General features: G+C 74.1%; 18 protein-coding genes. 4 read left to right on the forward strand and 14 right to left on the reverse strand.

Going from position 1 to position 14,619, the window contains the following annotated elements; genetic code table 11:
- Positions 1-25: 25 nt before the first annotated feature.
- A complete protein-coding gene (locus ACGF4F_RS13970; protein ID WP_357442390.1) occupies positions 26-658 on the reverse strand; it encodes a TetR/AcrR family transcriptional regulator in 633 nt (210 codons plus the stop codon).
- A 104-nt stretch (positions 659-762) separates the two neighbouring features.
- On the opposite strand from ACGF4F_RS13970, the gene ACGF4F_RS13975 reads away from it, so the two are divergent.
- Positions 763-2,970, forward strand: a complete 2,208-nt coding sequence (locus tag ACGF4F_RS13975) for an MMPL family transporter (RefSeq protein WP_357442388.1) — start codon at positions 763-765, stop codon at positions 2,968-2,970.
- Positions 2,971-3,047: 77 nt separating this feature from the next.
- Here the strand turns inward: ACGF4F_RS13975 and ACGF4F_RS13980 are convergent, their stop codons facing one another.
- On the reverse strand, positions 3,048-4,373 hold the full coding sequence (locus tag ACGF4F_RS13980; RefSeq protein WP_357442386.1) for a JmjC domain-containing protein: 1,326 nt from the start codon (positions 4,371-4,373) through the stop codon (positions 3,048-3,050).
- Between the two features lie 9 nt (positions 4,374-4,382).
- Positions 4,383-4,670, reverse strand: coding sequence for a hypothetical protein (locus ACGF4F_RS13985; RefSeq protein WP_357442384.1), 288 nt, complete (start codon positions 4,668-4,670; stop codon positions 4,383-4,385).
- Between the two features lie 231 nt (positions 4,671-4,901).
- Between ACGF4F_RS13985 and ACGF4F_RS13990 the strand changes: the two genes are divergently transcribed.
- Both ACGF4F_RS13990 and ACGF4F_RS13995 read left to right on the forward strand, forming a co-directional pair.
- On the forward strand, positions 4,902-5,090 hold the full coding sequence (locus ACGF4F_RS13990) for a hypothetical protein (RefSeq protein ID WP_357442382.1): 189 nt from the start codon (positions 4,902-4,904) through the stop codon (positions 5,088-5,090).
- Between the two features lie 9 nt (positions 5,091-5,099).
- The gene (locus ACGF4F_RS13995; protein WP_393077526.1) at positions 5,100-5,870 is read left to right on the forward strand and encodes a DUF72 domain-containing protein; all 771 of its coding nucleotides are present in this window, start codon (positions 5,100-5,102) and stop codon (positions 5,868-5,870) included.
- Positions 5,871-5,921: 51 nt separating this feature from the next.
- Here the strand turns inward: ACGF4F_RS13995 and ACGF4F_RS14000 are convergent, their stop codons facing one another.
- From ACGF4F_RS14000 to ACGF4F_RS14040, 9 genes are all read right to left on the reverse strand, one after another.
- Positions 5,922-6,350 carry a DUF2267 domain-containing protein gene (locus ACGF4F_RS14000; RefSeq protein ID WP_357442378.1) on the reverse strand — a complete coding sequence of 143 codons (429 nt, stop codon included), beginning with the start codon at positions 6,348-6,350 and terminating at the stop codon, positions 5,922-5,924.
- Positions 6,351-6,645: 295 nt separating this feature from the next.
- Complete coding sequence (locus ACGF4F_RS14005) at positions 6,646-7,518, reverse strand: DUF72 domain-containing protein (RefSeq protein ID WP_357442376.1); 873 nt, start codon at positions 7,516-7,518, stop codon at positions 6,646-6,648.
- 47 nt (positions 7,519-7,565) lie between these two features.
- Positions 7,566-7,964, reverse strand: coding sequence for a TraR/DksA C4-type zinc finger protein (locus ACGF4F_RS14010; protein WP_357442374.1), 399 nt, complete (start codon positions 7,962-7,964; stop codon positions 7,566-7,568).
- A gap of 257 nt (positions 7,965-8,221) precedes the next feature.
- A complete protein-coding gene (locus ACGF4F_RS14015) occupies positions 8,222-8,851 on the reverse strand; it encodes a uridine kinase (protein ID WP_357442372.1) in 630 nt (209 codons plus the stop codon).
- Positions 8,852-8,959: 108 nt separating this feature from the next.
- Positions 8,960-9,565, reverse strand: coding sequence for a winged helix-turn-helix domain-containing protein (locus ACGF4F_RS14020; RefSeq protein ID WP_357442370.1), 606 nt, complete (start codon positions 9,563-9,565; stop codon positions 8,960-8,962).
- A 311-nt stretch (positions 9,566-9,876) separates the two neighbouring features.
- Positions 9,877-10,455 carry a winged helix-turn-helix domain-containing protein gene (locus tag ACGF4F_RS14025; protein WP_357442368.1) on the reverse strand — a complete coding sequence of 193 codons (579 nt, stop codon included), beginning with the start codon at positions 10,453-10,455 and terminating at the stop codon, positions 9,877-9,879.
- A gap of 51 nt (positions 10,456-10,506) precedes the next feature.
- Entirely contained in the window at positions 10,507-10,998 is a 492-nt protein-coding gene (locus ACGF4F_RS14030) for a rhodanese-like domain-containing protein (protein WP_357442366.1), read from the reverse strand.
- Positions 10,999-11,054: 56 nt separating this feature from the next.
- The gene (locus ACGF4F_RS14035; RefSeq protein ID WP_357442364.1) at positions 11,055-11,507 is read right to left on the reverse strand and encodes a cysteine dioxygenase family protein; all 453 of its coding nucleotides are present in this window, start codon (positions 11,505-11,507) and stop codon (positions 11,055-11,057) included.
- 116 nt (positions 11,508-11,623) lie between these two features.
- On the reverse strand, positions 11,624-12,001 hold the full coding sequence (locus ACGF4F_RS14040; RefSeq protein WP_393077532.1) for a signal peptidase I: 378 nt from the start codon (positions 11,999-12,001) through the stop codon (positions 11,624-11,626).
- Positions 12,002-12,168: 167 nt separating this feature from the next.
- Between ACGF4F_RS14040 and ACGF4F_RS14045 the strand changes: the two genes are divergently transcribed.
- Positions 12,169-13,116, forward strand: a complete 948-nt coding sequence (locus ACGF4F_RS14045; RefSeq protein ID WP_357442360.1) for a DUF3500 domain-containing protein — start codon at positions 12,169-12,171, stop codon at positions 13,114-13,116.
- A gap of 139 nt (positions 13,117-13,255) precedes the next feature.
- Here ACGF4F_RS14045 and ACGF4F_RS14050 read toward each other — a convergent pair whose 3' ends face one another.
- Both ACGF4F_RS14050 and ACGF4F_RS14055 read right to left on the reverse strand, forming a co-directional pair.
- Positions 13,256-14,014, reverse strand: a complete 759-nt coding sequence (locus ACGF4F_RS14050) for a class I SAM-dependent methyltransferase (RefSeq protein ID WP_357442358.1) — start codon at positions 14,012-14,014, stop codon at positions 13,256-13,258.
- A 42-nt stretch (positions 14,015-14,056) separates the two neighbouring features.
- On the reverse strand, positions 14,057-14,581 hold the full coding sequence (locus ACGF4F_RS14055) for a DUF2231 domain-containing protein (protein WP_357442356.1): 525 nt from the start codon (positions 14,579-14,581) through the stop codon (positions 14,057-14,059).
- Positions 14,582-14,619: the final 38 nt, after the last annotated feature.

A 14,619-nucleotide genomic window follows, 5' to 3' on the forward strand; every position in this document is an offset into this window, starting at 1 on the left:
GGGCCAACGGGGGCGGTACGGAGGGTCATCCGATGACCGGTGCGAGGTAGCCGCGGAGAACCTTCTTCAGCTCGCGTACGTTTGCGGCGCGCTCGCCTCCCGTGGTGGCGGTCACCAGCGGGATCATTGCCTGGAAGACCTGGATGGCGACCCGGGCGACACGGGTTCGTTCGACCTGCGGCACGCCGGGCGCCCGGTCGGCGACGATCGCCTCGACCCGGCCGAGCAGGGCCGACTGGATCGACTGGGCGGCGTCCGCGAGGCCCGCCGGCATGTCCGGGCGGGCGAAGAGCGCCTTGAACCCGGGGTTGGCGATGTTGAACGCCACGATCGGGTCGACGATCCGGTCGAGCAGCTGATCGAGGTCGATGGCCGCGAAGTCGGTCGCGTCGAAGGCTGCGGCGTGCGCCGCCCGCATCTGCGCCACGAACCGGTCGGCCAGCGCGGCGGCGACCGCTTCCTTGTTGGCGAAGAACTGGTACAGCGACCCGGGTGAGACGGCGGCGCGGGCAGCGATCGCGTTGGTGGTGGTGTTCTCGTATCCCACCTCGGCGAACACCGCCGCTGCCGCGTCGAGGATCTCGGCCATCCGGCGTTCCCCCCGGGCCTGCCGGCGCCGCGTCGGCACCTGTGCCACCCCGGTCGGTTCCTCTGGCACTCTCTCTCCTCCTTCAGCCGGCATTGCTAATACGAGCGGTCGCTCGTATTCTTGCCACAAAATGCGACTGATCACTCGCAAAAGCGAGCGTAGCAGGAGGTCTGATGCTGGCTGGTTTCGTGGTACGTCGACGGTGGTGGATCGTCCTGGCGACCGCCGTCGCCACGGTCGTAGCCGCGGCGATCGCGGCGGGGACCCTCAACGCTCTCTCCCTGAACCGCTTCGAGGCCCCAGGGTCGGAGTCCATGCGGGCGCGGGACCTCCTCGCCGGTGCCTTCCACACCGGTAGCCCCAACGTCGCGCTGTTGGTGACAGCGCGCCAGGGGACGGTGGACACGGCGCAGGTGGTGGCCGCCGGGCAGGCGCTGACCCGGGAACTGGCCGGCTACCCGGGGGTGGGCGACGCGTGGTCGTACTGGACCCGCGACAACCCGGACACCCTGCGCAGCGAGGACGGCCGCCAGGCCATGGTGCTGGCCTGGGCGCCGGGCGACGCCAACGAGGTTCGCCGTAACCTGCTGCCCGGGCTCGCCGATACCTTCACCCGCCAGGACGACACCATCACCGTCCAGGTCGGTGGCGGCGACGAGGTGTTCCGCACCGTGATGCAGCAGGCGCGCGCCGACTTCATCCGCGCCGAACTGGTGATCCTGCCGATGGTGTTGCTGCTGCTCTGGTGGGTGTACCGGCGGTTCACCCCGGCGCTGGTGACCCTCGGGGTCGGCCTGTTCGCCGTGCTCGGCTCGCTGGCCCTGCTCCGCGCAGCCACCGCCGTCACCGAGATCTCCACCTTCGCGTCGAACATCGTCCTGGTCATGGGGATCGGACTCGGGGTGGACTACGGGCTCTTCGTCATCTTCCGGTTCCGGGAGGAACTCGACTCCTCCGCGATCGTCGCCGTGGCGGTCCGTCGGACCTTGGGCAGCGCCGGTCGCACGGTGCTGTTCAGCGGTGTCACCGTCGCCGCCTCACTGGCCGTGCTGTTCGCCTTCCCGTTCCCGTTCCTCAACTCCTTCGCGTACGCCGGCATCGCGGTGGTGCTCTCCGCGGTGGTCGGGGCGACCGTCGTCCTGCCGGCAGCGCTGGCCCTGCTCGGCCGGCGCGTGCTGGCTCGCCCCGGCCGAGCCGACCGGCAGGGCGCGACCGCCGCGGAGCCCGACGGCTTCTGGTATCGCATGTCCGGCCTGGTGATGCGGCGGCCGCTGCTGCTCGGCGGGATCGCGCTGGCGGCCGTCCTCGCGCTCGGCTCGCCGTTCCTCGGCGTACGCTTCGGCATCCCGGACGACCGGGTTCTGCCCGCCACCGCACCGGTCCGCCAGATGTACGACGAGATCCGGGCCGGCTTCGTCGCCGAAGAGGCCGACGCAATCCAGGTGGTCTCGCGGACGACCGACCCGGCGGCCGCCGGGCGGTACGCCGCCAGACTGTCCCGGCTGGACGGCGCGCTGCGGGTCGACTCCGCGGTGGGATCGTACGTCGACGGCGTAGCCGTCGGTCCGCCGCCGGCGACCCGCCCCACGGGCAACGGCACCTGGCTGTCCATCGTGCCGTCGTCGGACCGGCTGGAGGCCGACGCGGTCGGCCTGGTCCGCGCGGTGCGGGACGCTCCAGCGCCCTTCGAGGTCCTGGTCGGCGGCTACCCGGCCGAGCTCACCGACTATCGCGACGGGGTGACGGACCGACTGCCGCTGATCGCCGCCCTGATCGTCGCCGTCACGTTCGTCGTCCTGTTCCTGATGACCGGCAGCGTCGTCGCGCCGTTGAAGGCGTCCGCGCTCAACCTGCTGAGCCTTTCGGTGATGTTCGGGGCGCTGGTCTTCGTCTTCCAGGACGGCAACCTCGCCGGCCTGCTCGGCTTCACGCCGACCGGTTCGATCGAGCCGAGCATCCCCATCCTGATGTTCTGCGTCGCGTACGGCCTCTCCATGGACTACGAGGTGTTCCTGCTCTCCCGGATAAAGGAGGAGTACGACCGGACCGGCGACCCGCTCCGCTCCGTGGTCCTCGGCATCGGTCGCAGTGCCCCGCTGGTGACCGCCGCGGCCACCATCCTCGCCGTCTCCTTCGTCACCTACGCCACCGGCCGCGTCGTCTTCCTCCAGCAACTCGGCATCGGCATGGCGCTGGCGATCATCGTCGACGCGACCCTCATCCGTGGCGCGCTGGTCCCGGCCTTCCTGCGGCTGACCGGCCGGGTGAACTGGTGGGCACCGGCGCCACTGCGCCGGCTGCACCGCCGCATCGCCCTCTCCGACACGCCCGCCCCGCAACCGGCGGTGCCGCCAGCCACTCCGACCGTGACCGCCAATTGATCATGAAGTTGTTGCCACGACACACCGCGCGGGATGACAACAACTTCATGGTCAACGCAGGGCCGGCGGGAGGGCGGTCAGGCGGGGGTGAGGACGGCTTCCTTGAGGAGGCGGCGGGCCAGGACGAGGCGGTCGGCGTCGGTGTCGAGGCCGGGCAGGTCGCCGACCCGGGTGACCTCGCCGGTGAGCAGGGCGCGCAGCGCCGGCTCGCAGCTGCCGGGCAGGGTGATGGCGCGGTCGAACAGGCGCAGCGCGATCCGGCCGTCCCCGCTCGGGTCGAGCCGCCAGCGCAGGCCGCCCCGGACCGCGACCCGGCTGTCCGGGTCCAGCGCGGTCAGCGCGGCGGCCTGGGCCAGAGGCCGCATCGGCGCCGGGCGGGCGGCTGGCCAGGCCCGTGCCCGCAGCCGGCCGGCCACCGCGGCCGGGTCGGCCCGCAGCAGCCAGTCGCGCAGCGCCTCCACGGTCTCGGTCAGCTCCGGCTCCAGCGCGTCCGGGTCGGCCACGTCGACGCCGAAGGGCAGCCCGGCGCGCAGCCGGGGATCGTCGGCGGCGAGCGCCAGCAGCTCCTCGACCAGGGCGTACCGGGTCAGCGCCCGGATGCCCACGGTCAGGTGCAGCGAGCTGCGCTCCTGCGCCTGAGCGCTGTGCAGCCAGCCCCGGGGCAGGTAGAGCGCGTCGCCGGGGGCGAGCACCACGTCCAGGGCGGCCGGCCCCTCGGCGGTCGCGGCCACCTCGTCGGCCCGCCCGCCCCAGGGCTGGCGCTCGAGCGGGTCGGGCAGCACCGGCGGGTGGATCCGCCAGTGCTTGCGGCCGTCGACCTGCAGCACGAAGACGTCGTGCGTGTCGTAGTGGGTGGCGAAGCCCTGACTGCCGGCCGGGGTCAGGTAGGCGTTCACCTGCACCGGCTGGGCCAGCGCGGTGCCCAGCTCGCGGGCGAAGTCGCCCAGCGCCGGCCAGGTCCGGTGCAGGCCCTGCAGGACCAGGGTCGCGCCGTCGGCGTACAGCTGGAGGACCTGCTCGTCGAGGACCTGGTCGCCGATCTCGGCGCCCGCGCCGCCGCCACCGGTGTAGCGCGCCGCCGGCACCAGCTCGCCGTTCTTGGCGATCCGCAGGAACGGGGTACGCAGGCCGCGCCGGCTGAGCAGTTCGTCGGCGTCGGCCGGGCTGAACAGGTCGGTGAAGCCGCGCGGGTTGGGCAGCTCGGCGGCCCGGGACAGCAGCGGGCTGCGTCCCCAGTGGTCGGCGGCGAACTTGGCCGGCTCGACCGTGATACATCGGGCGAGGGACTCGGCGGCGGAAGGCGGAACCGCCGGGCGGCCGTCGCCGCCCGGCGACGGTTCCCGGTCGTGGCGCGGCGTCAGACGCGCCGAGCTGGATCTGTCGGACGCGTCGAGGTGCGTCATGGCGATCGGTCAGGCGCTGCCGTCGGCGCCGCCGTCGCGCTGGCCGGGGGTCGCGCCACCGTCGGCCGGACCCTCCGCGCCGCCGTCCGCGCCGCCGTCCTGCTTGCCCGGGGTCGCCCCACCGTCGGCCGGACCTTCGGCGCCCTTGTCGGCGCCGCGGTCGGCCCCGCGCTCCGCGCCACGGTCCGCACCGCCATCGGCGCCACCGTCCCGCTGGCCCGGGGTCGCGCCACCGTCGGCCGGGCCCTCGGCCCCGCCGCCACCGGTGGTCTGCATGTCGTCGTCGTTGAGTGCCATGGGTGCTCCCTCGGGTGTGCCGCCCCGCCGTCGGTCGGGGGGTTCGTCGTGGAGCGGGTGGTACCCCACGCGCGATCTCCTCTAACCACACCGTAGACGCCGGGGCTCGGCGACACGGACGGTTCGCCGGGCCCCGCCGAGCGTCACCCGGACCCGGGGGCCCGGGCGTGGACGGCGGGCCGGCCCGGTCGGTGCCAGGATGGCGGAGGGAAGGCCGGAGAGGAGGTGGCCGTGGGACAGCCGGAGCCGTTGACGCCGCTGGCCGAGGACTGGCAGCGGGCGCTCGCCGTGGTGGCCCACCCCGACGACCTGGAGTTCGACGCGGAGGAGTTCCTCGAGGGGTTGGCCCGCCCGGCCGGCACCCGCCTGGGCGTCCGGCACGGCGCCGCCTTCGAGGTCTTCCGCCTCGACCTCGCCTAGGCCGCGGCGATGATCCTGGTCGGCACCTCCGGTTGGCAGTACCGGGACTGGCGGGAACGCTTCTACCCGGCGAAGCTGCCGCAGCGGCTGTGGCTGGAACACTTCGCGGCGCGGTTCGCCACCGTGGAGGTCAACAACGCCTTCTACCGGCTGCCCGAGCGGGACACCTTCGTCGCCTGGCGGGACCGGACCCCGGACGACTTCTGCGTGGCGGTGAAGATGAGCCGCTACCTGACCCACATCAAGCGGCTGCGGGAGCCGGCCGAACCGGTGGCCCGCTTCCTCGGCCGGGCCACCGGGCTGGGTGACCGGCTCGGACCGGTGCTGGTGCAACTCCCACCGAACCTGCGGGCCGACCCGGAGGCGCTGGACGCCACGCTGCGCCTCTTCCCGCCCGAGGTGCGGGTGGCGGTGGAGCTGCGGCACCCTTCCTGGTGGACGGACGACACGCGACAGGCACTGGAGCGCCGCCGCGCCGCGCTGGTCTGGGCGGACCGGCTCGGCCGCCCGGTGACCCCGCTGTGGCGCACCGCCGACTTCGGCTACCTGCGGCTGCACGAGGGGCGGGCCCGGCCCTGGCCGCGCTACGGCCGGGACGCGCTCGCCTCCTGGGTACGCCGGTTGGCCGGGACGTTCGACGCCGCGGAACCGGCGTACGTCTACTTCAACAACGACCCCGGCGGCGCGGCGATCGTCGACGCGGTGGCCTTCGCCGGTCTGGCTGGTCGGGCGGGCCGGCCGGTGAGCCGCGTGCCGGCGCCGGGCGACCTCGCCGGCTGACGCGAACGGCCCGCTCCACCGGTGGTGGGGCGGGCCGGTCGGGACGGTCGGTCAGGGAAAGTTCTGCACCAGGTCCTTGGGCATGTTGTCCTTCACGTCCTCCCACTGGCCCGGGGTGATGTGCCGGCTCAGTGCGTCGAGCACCACCTGGACCACGCGTTCGGTGCCGCCCTCGACGTCGTACGGGAAGCGTTGCCGCACCTCGAACAGGAAGTCGTCCCGGTTCAGCTTCACCGGCACGTCCATCGGCTGCCAGCCGTCGAAGTAGATCCCCCGTACCAGCACCGGCAACTGCGCCGCGAACTCCACGCTCTCCTGCACCGGCATCCGGTCGCGCAGCAGGTGCAGCACGGTACGCAGCGCGCAGTAGGACTGGTTGCGTTGCGACTTCGGCCAGCCGTAGGCCTGCTCGATGTCCTTGAGGATCAGGTTGGTCTTCTGGATGGAGGACTCAATCGCGGTACTCAGCTGCTCAGCCATCTGCCCACCCCCGTAGGTCGGTTTCCCACCGTCGGTCGTCGGTGCGTCGCGGCGGCCCGCTGGGCCCCCGCCACTGCCGGGTCGGACTGAACCGACCGGGCCGCTCGCCGCGCCGGGGGCCGGCGGACTTCCCGACCACGTGCAGCACCCCGCCACGGCGTCGATCCGATACCACCCGCACCGTCATGGCCCACCTCCTGTCGGCCTCGCGGCCGCGTACGGACCGCACACACCGCCCAGACTGTCCGGGGAGAGGGTGAGCCGGCCTCACCCCGGTCGGGTGAAACCCGGGCCGTCAGTCGACGCCGAGCAGGGCCTGCAACCGCTGGCCGTTGCGTTGGGCGTAGTCCCGGTAGCAGTTGTTCATGAGCACGTGGGTCTGCGCGGCCTCGCCGGCCAGCTCGCGCAGCCGGGGCGCCCAGTCGCGCAGCTCCCGGTCGGAGTAGTCGTAGCCGAACTTCTCGTGGATGTCCTTGCTGGTCCACCGCTCGCTGTGGCCGTGGAAGCGGACCATCGCGAGGTCCGCGGTGGCGGCCAGCACCGGCGGTACGGACGACCGGTGCCCCTGCGGCATGTCGACGCAGACGTACGGAAGCTGGTGCTTGCGCAGGAAGCCGAGGGTCTCCTCCCGGTTGTCACCGTCGAACCAGGAGGCGTGCCGGAACTCCACGGCCGGTCGTAGCGGGGCGCACCGCTTCGCCACCTCGAGGAGGTACTGCTTGTTGTCCCGCTTGATGGTGAACCAGGGCGGGAACTGGAACAGCACCACGCCGAGCCGGTCCGCCGCGACCAGCGGGTCGAGCGCGGACAGGAACCGGGTCCACACCTCCTCGTACGCCTGCGGCGGCAGGTCGTCCGGGTAGAGGTTCTTCTTCTCGGTGTCCGGGCGCAGGTCCTTGTAGAGCGCCCCGACCCGGGTCGGGTGCCCGGTGAGCAGGCTGAACGCCTTGATGTTGAAGGTGAAGCCGGGCGGGGTGCGGTCGACCCACAGCTGCGCCGTCCGCTCAGCCGGCGGCGAGTAGTAGGTGGCGTCCACCTCGACCAGCGGGAACTGCCGGGCGTAGTACGCCAGTCGCTTCTCCGGGGTGTCCGCGGTCTGCGGGTACCAGCCGGAGTCGAGCAGGGTCCGGTCGGTCCACGAGGCGGTGCCCACCTTGATCTCACCCATGGGGCGAGTCCACCGCGTCGGGGACCGACCGGCAACCCGGGTGGCGCTCAGGCCGCCCGCCGCTCCCGGGTCTGCTTGCAGGACACGCAGGAGGTGGCGGACGGGAAGATCTCCAGCCGCTCCACCGGGATCGGGGCCGAGCAGCCCTCGCAGAAGCCGTAGGTGCCCTCCTCGAGCCGGCTGAGGGCGTGCTCGAACTGGGCGCGCCGGTCCAGGATGCTGCGCAGCAGGGACTGTGCGGTGTCCCGCTCGGCGGTCTTGGTGCCGCTGTCGGCCTGGTCGTCGCCGGCCGTGTCGCCGACCTCGACCAGGCGCAGCACCTGGCTCTGCAGCACGGCCTGCTCGTACTCCGCAGTCAGCTCGTCGTACCGCGACCGCAGGGACTGCCGGATCTGGTCGACCTCCGCCTGCGAACGGCCCGTGGCTGTCGTGTCGTGGACGAGCATGGCTGCCTGCCTTTCCTCGGGGCCTCATACCGGTCCGGGGCGGCGAGCGCCCCGGACGGATCGATGGGGTGCACGAGCGATCTCACCCGTGCTCTGTGAGCCGGGCGATTACCCGCCGCCTCCGAGGATCAAACCGGGGATTTCCGCGGTCTTCCATCGCATTCGTGCGCTGTTGCGCCGCCCGGTCCGTCCCCGGCCGTCCCAAATCCGGCGGGGCCGTCCGCATGCCGCCCGGCTGCCCGGCTCGGCACCGCCGGTCAGCCGGCCTCGACCAGGGCCGGGTGGCGCGGATCGTCGGCGCGGACCACCACGTCGGCGAAGGAGGCCGGGGCGACCTCGTCGGCGTACCGGGCGAAGGCGGGCAGGGTCCAGCGCAGCTCGGGATCGGTCCGCCGGTCCAGCGCGGCCGGCGAGAGCTCCACGTGCACGGTGACGTCGAAGGGCAGCCCGCCGCCGAGCAGCAGCGACCCGCTGACCAGCACCACCGCGCCGGCCGGCAACTCGACGTACGCGGCCCGGCTGGCCCGGTCGGTGGCCGCGTCCCAGAGGGACGGGAGCACCCGGCCGGAGCCGTCGGGACCGGCCGGGTCGAGCACCTCGCGGCGCAACCCCGCCTCGTCGAGCCAGCCCTCGTAGTACGCGTCGGGGTCGGTCCGGCCGTGTTCCAGGCGTAGCGAGGCGGGCCGGAGGAAGTCCGCGGCGCGCACGTGCAGCACCGGCCGCCCGGCCGCGCGCAGCGGGTCGACCAGCGCTCCGGCGAGCGCGTCCGGGTCGGCGGCCGGCGGGCCGTCGACGGCCACCCGCAGCCGGCCGGGTACGGCGGCGCCGGTGAGCCGGTCGGTCAGCTCGGTGACGAGACGCTCTGGCGTGATCGGGCGGATCCGCATCCGACCATCCTGCCGTTCGCCGGGGTTCGACCGGGCGGTCAGCCCCCGGTCTCCGTCGGATCGAACGGTGCGGGGCTCCGTCCGGTCGCGGCGGGTTGGTCGGGCGGGTCAGCCGGTGCGGTCGATGGTGACCCGGGCGTCGTCGGCGAGCCGGTAGCCGACGCCGTAGACGGTGGTGACCAGGGGGACGTCCACCCCGACCTTGCCGCGCAGCCGGCGGACGTGCACGTCGACGGTGCGGACGCCGGCGTGCTCGTACCCCCAGACCGCGTTGAGCAGTTGCAGCCGGGTGAACACCCGGCGGGGGTGGGCGACGAGGTGCAGCAGCAGGTCGAACTCCAGCCGGGTAAGCGGCAGCGGCTCGCCGTCGCGCAGCACCGACCGGGACGCGGCCAGGATGTGCAGGCTCGGGATGGCCGGCGCGAGCGGGCGGCTCGGCGATCGGCCGACCGGCACGTCGACCCGGCGTTCCGCCGGCCCGCCGCCGCTGGTGATCACGGCGTCGCCGCGTTCCAGCAGCTCGCGGGCGGCTTCCAGCAGCCGCCGGGCAGCCGGGCTCAGCGACTCCTCGCCGGCCAGCGGGATGTTGAGGGTGACCGTGAGCACCGGGGTGGTGGTGTTGGCGGGACGACGCTGGCCGCCGGGAGGACGACCGGGGACCGCGGGTTGGGACGTATGCCATCCGGCGCGCGGCGAGGCGGGGCTGACCGACATGGTCCTCCTTGGCTGGTCCGAGTGCTTCCCCACGGCCCGGGACACCGCTTCATCGATGCTTCCGGGCGCCTGTGCGCGGGTCAAGGGGCGGCTACGTTGCATGACTGTGACAATTGACGAACACATCGGAGCCGGATGCTCGCTCTGCGTACGAGTCCGTTGATTACAGCAGAGCGACGAGATGACCCGTTACGGGGGGTCCCCACCCGGTTGACCGGTTCACCTGAATGGGTCGCCGTCGGCGGCAGCACCGAAAATGTGAGCGCGGCGCACCGGGCCGCCCGGTACGCCGCGCCGTCGCCGCCCCGCCCTCAGCGGTCGCGGTCCACCACGATCCGGGCCTCGTCGGCGAGCCGGTAGCCGACGCCGTACACGGTGGTCACCACCGGCGTGTCGACGCCGAGCTTGGCCCGCAGCCGGCGTACGTGGACGTCCACGGTACGGGCCACCGCGTGTTCGTACCCCCACACGTTGGCGAGCAGTTGGAGCCGGGTGAACACCCGCCGGGGATGCTCGGCGAGGAAGAGCAGCAGCTCGTACTCGATCCGGGTCAGCGGGATCTGCACGCCGCCCCGGCGGACCACCCGGGTGCCGGCCAGGATGCGTACCGGGTGGGGCTTCTCCGCCGCGGCCGGAGCGGCTGGCTCGGCGTCGCGCCGCAGGTCGGGCACGGCGCGGACGGCCTGGTGCTCGTCGGTCGGGACCACTCCCGCGCCGGACGCGGCGAGTTCGTCGAGCAGGTCGACCAGGCGGGCCAGGCCGGGTGTCAGCACGGCGGCGCCCAGGTCGAGGGTGATGGTCACAGTGGGCGTCGTGCGGGGCCTCGGCGGCGCGGCCCGGTCGGGGCGGCCGGACCGGTGCGGGCGCGGGGAGATGGCGACGACGGACATGGAGCCTCCTGAGTGGCGGTCGCGCCCGCCACGCCGGGTGCGGCGTGGCGGTCAGCGGGGCGCCCGGCCGGTGGTGACCGGGGGCGCGGCGGACGAGGGTCGGAGCGGCGGGGTGGGGCCGAGGGTGGGCAGCCCGGCGATGCGCCAGGCGGCGAACCCGCCGACCACGTCGGTGGCCCGGTGTAGGCCGAGGTCCTGGAGCGCGGCGGCGGCCAGCGAGGACGTGTAGCCCTCCTGGCACAGGATCACCACCGGCACGTCGTAGTCGACGGCCTCGGGCAGCCGGGACGGGCAGCGCGGGTCGAAGCGCCACTCGAGCACGTTGCGCTCCACGGCGAGGGCGCCGGGCACCGTGCCGTGCGCGGCGCGCTGGCCGGCCGGGCGGATGTCGACCAGCACCGCCCCCGCCCGGTACGCGAGGTGGGCCTGCTCGGGATCGAGGCGGCGCAGCCGGCGACGGGCGGCGGCGAGGATCTCGTCGATACCCCGCGAGCCGGGTGGCGGGACCGGACAGCTCTCGGTACGGGTGGGGCGCTGGGGCATCGTCGGGTCCTTCCGGGCGGCGTGGGTCGGGGGCACGGGTGCGGCGGGCGGCGGCGTCACCAGGCCACCCCCGCCTCGGCCACCTCGGCGACCAGGAGTTGGCCGGCGACGAGGCGGTAGCGGGTCATCCGTTGCAGCGCGGGCCGGTAGACGTGCACGCTGACCGCCGGCCGGTCCCCGCGGTTGGTGACGAGGTGCACGTGGCGGGCTCCGAAGCGCCGGCCCGCGCCGGCGGCGAGCCGGTGCGGGCGGAGCCGGCCGCCGCTGACGGTCTCCTCGGTGAGGGTGCCGGCGACCACCAGGAAGGCGCCTTCGGAGCCGCCGTGGTCGTGCAGGTCGGTGCCCTGCCCGGGCAGCCAGCTCAGCGCCCACACCTCGTGCGTGGCCTCGGCGGCCAGGCGCGCGTACCACCGCTGCGCCGGGTCGAAGCGCAACGGCACCGGCCAGCGCGTCGGGTCGGCCCAACGGGCGGCGACGGCGGGCAGGTCGGGCGGATCGGTGCGGGTCATCGGTGGTTCGTCCTCACGGGTACGGAGCGGCGCGGACCACCTCACTATAGGAGGTAAACCCTATAGGTTTAGTAGGCAATACCGGATGCTGGGACGGCCCGCACGGATCCGGGCGGTCAGCGCCGGACCGGCGGGTCCACCCGGTAGCCGGGCACCGACGGCCAGCGGACGGTGAGCACCACCGACTCCCGCTCGGCGTACCAGGAGTGGTCCACGCCGCGGCCCCAGACCACGTAGTCTCCCGGCTCGCGCAGCAGCACCGTCCGGTCCCGCAGCTCGATCCGGAACGCCCCGCTGATCAGCACCAGGAGGGCGGTGCGCCGCTCCCCCGTCGCCCACGCCGAGCGCGTCTCCCCGGCCGGGTGCACGCCCCACTTCACCTCGACCTCGGTGCTGTGCCGCACGTCCCCGAGCGGCTTGAAGTGGCCGAGCAGCCAGCCCGCGTCGGTCGCCCCGTCCACCGCCGCGTTGCCGACGTACACCCGATCGTCCATCCGTACCCTCCCGTGCCGGCTCGGCAAGCTACCAGGCGCCGGCCCTGGCCCGGCAGCACCTCCGGCCGCCCGGTTCCTCGACCCGCCCGCGACGCAAGCCCCACCCCGTCCGAGCTGGCCCGCCGGGCTCCCGGCGCGACGGCCGGTCGGGCAGGTATACAAGGGCGGTGGAGGATCCCCTGCCCGAGCAGATGCGCGCGGCGGCCGGCGCGTGGCTGGCGGCGCTCGACGAGCCGGCCCGACAGCGGGCCCGGCACGACTTCGCCGACGAGGCCGCACGGCGCTGGCTGGAGTACCGGCCCCGGCCCCGGCCCGGGGTCAGCCTCGCCGACATGGACGTCACCGCCCGCAAGGCCGCCCACCGGCTGCTCGCCACCGCGCTCAGCCCGCCCGCGTACGCCCAGGCCATGGCGGTCGTCGCCCTCGAGGAGGTGCTCGACCGGGCGGAGAGCTGGCGGCGCGGCCGGCACAGCGGCGACTACTGGGTGGCCGTCTTCGGCGACCCGGCCCGCGACGACCGGTGGGGGTGGCGGTTCGAGGGCCACCACCTGTCGGTGACGATGACCGTGGTCGACGACCAGGTCTCCCCCGCCCCGCTCTTCCTCGGCGCGAACCCGGCCACCGTCCGGTACGCCGGCCGCCCGGTCTCCCGCCCGCTCGGACCCGAGGAGGACCTGGCCCGCGAACTGCTCGACGCGCTCGGGCCAGCCGGCCGAGCCGCCGCGATCATCGCCGACGAGGCGCCCGGCGACATCATCAGCGCCACCCGGCCCACCGCGCCGGACCGGCTCGACCCGCTCGGCGTGCCCCGGGACCGGCTCACCCCGACCGGGCGGGCGCTGCTCGACCAGCTCGTCGCCCTCTACCTGGACCGGCTGCCGCCCGAGCTGGCGGCCCGCGAGGCCGGCCGGCTCGACGGTGGGGAGCTGCATTTCGCCTGGGCCGGCCCCACCCGGCCGGGCCAGCGGCACTACTACCGGATCCAGGGCGACGACCTGCTGATCGAGTACGACAACACCACCGACGACGGCAACCACGCACACACCGTGCTGCGCCGCCCGGCCAGCGACTTCGGCGCCGACGTCCTGGCCGCCCACCACGCCACCGCCCACTAACCACCCCACCCCCACCCCGCCCCGGTCCCGCTCGCGGGTCCCGCCCCGTTGATCAAGGAGTTCGCGTCTGGTTGGAGATCGACCTCGACGCAAACTCCTTGATCAACGCCTGCCTCTCCGGGGTGGGGGGTGGGGGTGGTCAGGGGTGGTGGGCCTCGATGAGGAAGCGTTGGGCGTGGGTGGTGAAGGGGCCCTCGGCGCGGATCTGGTCGTGCAGGCGGCGCAGCTCCGGACGGTAGCGGTCGACCGTGAAGCCGGGGACCGTCCAGATCACCTTGCGCAGGAAATACACCACCGCGGCGATGTCGTGGAAGACCGTCCGCAGGGTGGCCGTACGCAGGTCCACCACGGTCAGCCCGGCGGCCTCGGCGGCTGCGACCGCCTGCTCCGGGTGGCGCGCAGCCGGCGGCGGGAGCGGCCCGAGGATCGCCTCGCTCAGTTCCCGCTGGGTGCCGGCGCCGATCTGCTGGGAGAGGTAACTGCCGCCGGGGCGCAGCACCCGGGCGATCTCGCTCCACCAGGTGTCCACCGGGTGCCGGCTGACCACCAGGTCGAAGGAGCCGGCCCGGAACGGCAGCGGCGGCCGCTCCGCCACCTGGACGACGGTGGCGCCGACCCGGCGCAGCGTACGGCGGGCGACCGCGACGTTCGGCGGCCACGCCTCGGTGGCGACCAGCAGCGGAGGCGGGGCGGGCACCTCGGCCAGCACCTCACCGCCGCCGGTGTCGATGTCCAGCGCGGCGTCGACGGTGGCCATCCGCGCGCCGACCAGACGGGCGTACCCCCACGGCGGGCGTTCCTCGCTGGCCCGCCCGGCCAGCCAGGAGAAGTCCCAGCCCTCGACCGGCACCGCCGCACCCTCGGCGATCAGCTCCTCGAAGTCACCATCCGCGCTCATCCCGCCGAGCCTGTCGTAGCGGCGCCGGACGCGGCAACGGGTTTACCGGACGGGACCGGCCGCTCGGGCCGGCGGCCGGATGATCTCCACGGTGGACGCCGGGAGCTCGGCGAGCGCGTCGAGCCCGCCCTGCTCGCCGGCCCGGCCGCGGTCGAACTGGCGCATCAGCCCGGCGCCCAGCCACACCCCGACCGACCCGACGGCCAGCGCCAGCAGCTCGGTGGCCAACTGTCCGCCGGTCGCGCCCCGCTGCGGCGCGTGGGCCCGGATCAGGCAGGTGAGCAGAAACAGCGCCGCCATCGCGGCGTTGACCAGACTGACCGTGACGGCGGTGCGCCGGGTGCGGTCGGCGCGCACGTCCCACAGGTCGACCATCCCGGCGACCGCGGTGAGCGCGGCGGCGACCAGGGCGGCCACGGCGGTCCAGTAGCCGACCTCGCCGAGGAAGGCCGGGCCGCCGGCGACGTCGGCCAGATCGAAGACCGCGGCGCTGACGAAGAGTCCGAACGGGAACGTCACCAGCATCGGTTGGATGGGGTGCCCCTGCACCCGCAGTCGGCTCTCCATCGGTCCCTCCCCGGGTCGGCGCAGCTCACCAGTCCAGG

Origin of the sequence: Micromonospora sp. NPDC047740 (assembly GCF_043204735.1) — a bacterium.
Lineage (GTDB): Bacteria > Actinomycetota > Actinomycetes > Mycobacteriales > Micromonosporaceae > Micromonospora.

What these genes read in the sequence shown, in the direction of transcription:
- ACGF4F_RS13975 (WP_357442388.1), top strand. Translation starts at nt 763, where the DNA reads ATGCTGGCTGGTTTCGTGGTACGTCGACGGTGGTGGATCGTCCTGGCG.
- ACGF4F_RS13980 (WP_357442386.1), bottom strand. Translation starts at nt 4,373, where the DNA reads ATGACGCACCTCGACGCGTCCGACAGATCCAGCTCGGCGCGTCTGACG.
- ACGF4F_RS13985 (WP_357442384.1), bottom strand. Translation starts at nt 4,670, where the DNA reads ATGGCACTCAACGACGACGACATGCAGACCACCGGTGGCGGCGGGGCC.
- ACGF4F_RS13995 (WP_393077526.1), top strand. Translation starts at nt 5,100, where the DNA reads ATGATCCTGGTCGGCACCTCCGGTTGGCAGTACCGGGACTGGCGGGAA.
- ACGF4F_RS14000 (WP_357442378.1), bottom strand. Translation starts at nt 6,350, where the DNA reads ATGGCTGAGCAGCTGAGTACCGCGATTGAGTCCTCCATCCAGAAGACC.
- ACGF4F_RS14005 (WP_357442376.1), bottom strand. Translation starts at nt 7,518, where the DNA reads ATGGGTGAGATCAAGGTGGGCACCGCCTCGTGGACCGACCGGACCCTG.
- ACGF4F_RS14010 (WP_357442374.1), bottom strand. Translation starts at nt 7,964, where the DNA reads ATGCTCGTCCACGACACGACAGCCACGGGCCGTTCGCAGGCGGAGGTC.
- ACGF4F_RS14015 (WP_357442372.1), bottom strand. Translation starts at nt 8,851, where the DNA reads ATGCGGATCCGCCCGATCACGCCAGAGCGTCTCGTCACCGAGCTGACC.
- ACGF4F_RS14020 (WP_357442370.1), bottom strand. Translation starts at nt 9,565, where the DNA reads ATGTCGGTCAGCCCCGCCTCGCCGCGCGCCGGATGGCATACGTCCCAA.
- ACGF4F_RS14025 (WP_357442368.1), bottom strand. Translation starts at nt 10,455, where the DNA reads ATGTCCGTCGTCGCCATCTCCCCGCGCCCGCACCGGTCCGGCCGCCCC.
- ACGF4F_RS14030 (WP_357442366.1), bottom strand. Translation starts at nt 10,998, where the DNA reads ATGCCCCAGCGCCCCACCCGTACCGAGAGCTGTCCGGTCCCGCCACCC.
- ACGF4F_RS14035 (WP_357442364.1), bottom strand. Translation starts at nt 11,507, where the DNA reads ATGACCCGCACCGATCCGCCCGACCTGCCCGCCGTCGCCGCCCGTTGG.
- ACGF4F_RS14040 (WP_393077532.1), bottom strand. Translation starts at nt 12,001, where the DNA reads ATGGACGATCGGGTGTACGTCGGCAACGCGGCGGTGGACGGGGCGACC.
- ACGF4F_RS14050 (WP_357442358.1), bottom strand. Translation starts at nt 14,014, where the DNA reads ATGAGCGCGGATGGTGACTTCGAGGAGCTGATCGCCGAGGGTGCGGCG.
- ACGF4F_RS14055 (WP_357442356.1), bottom strand. Translation starts at nt 14,581, where the DNA reads ATGGAGAGCCGACTGCGGGTGCAGGGGCACCCCATCCAACCGATGCTG.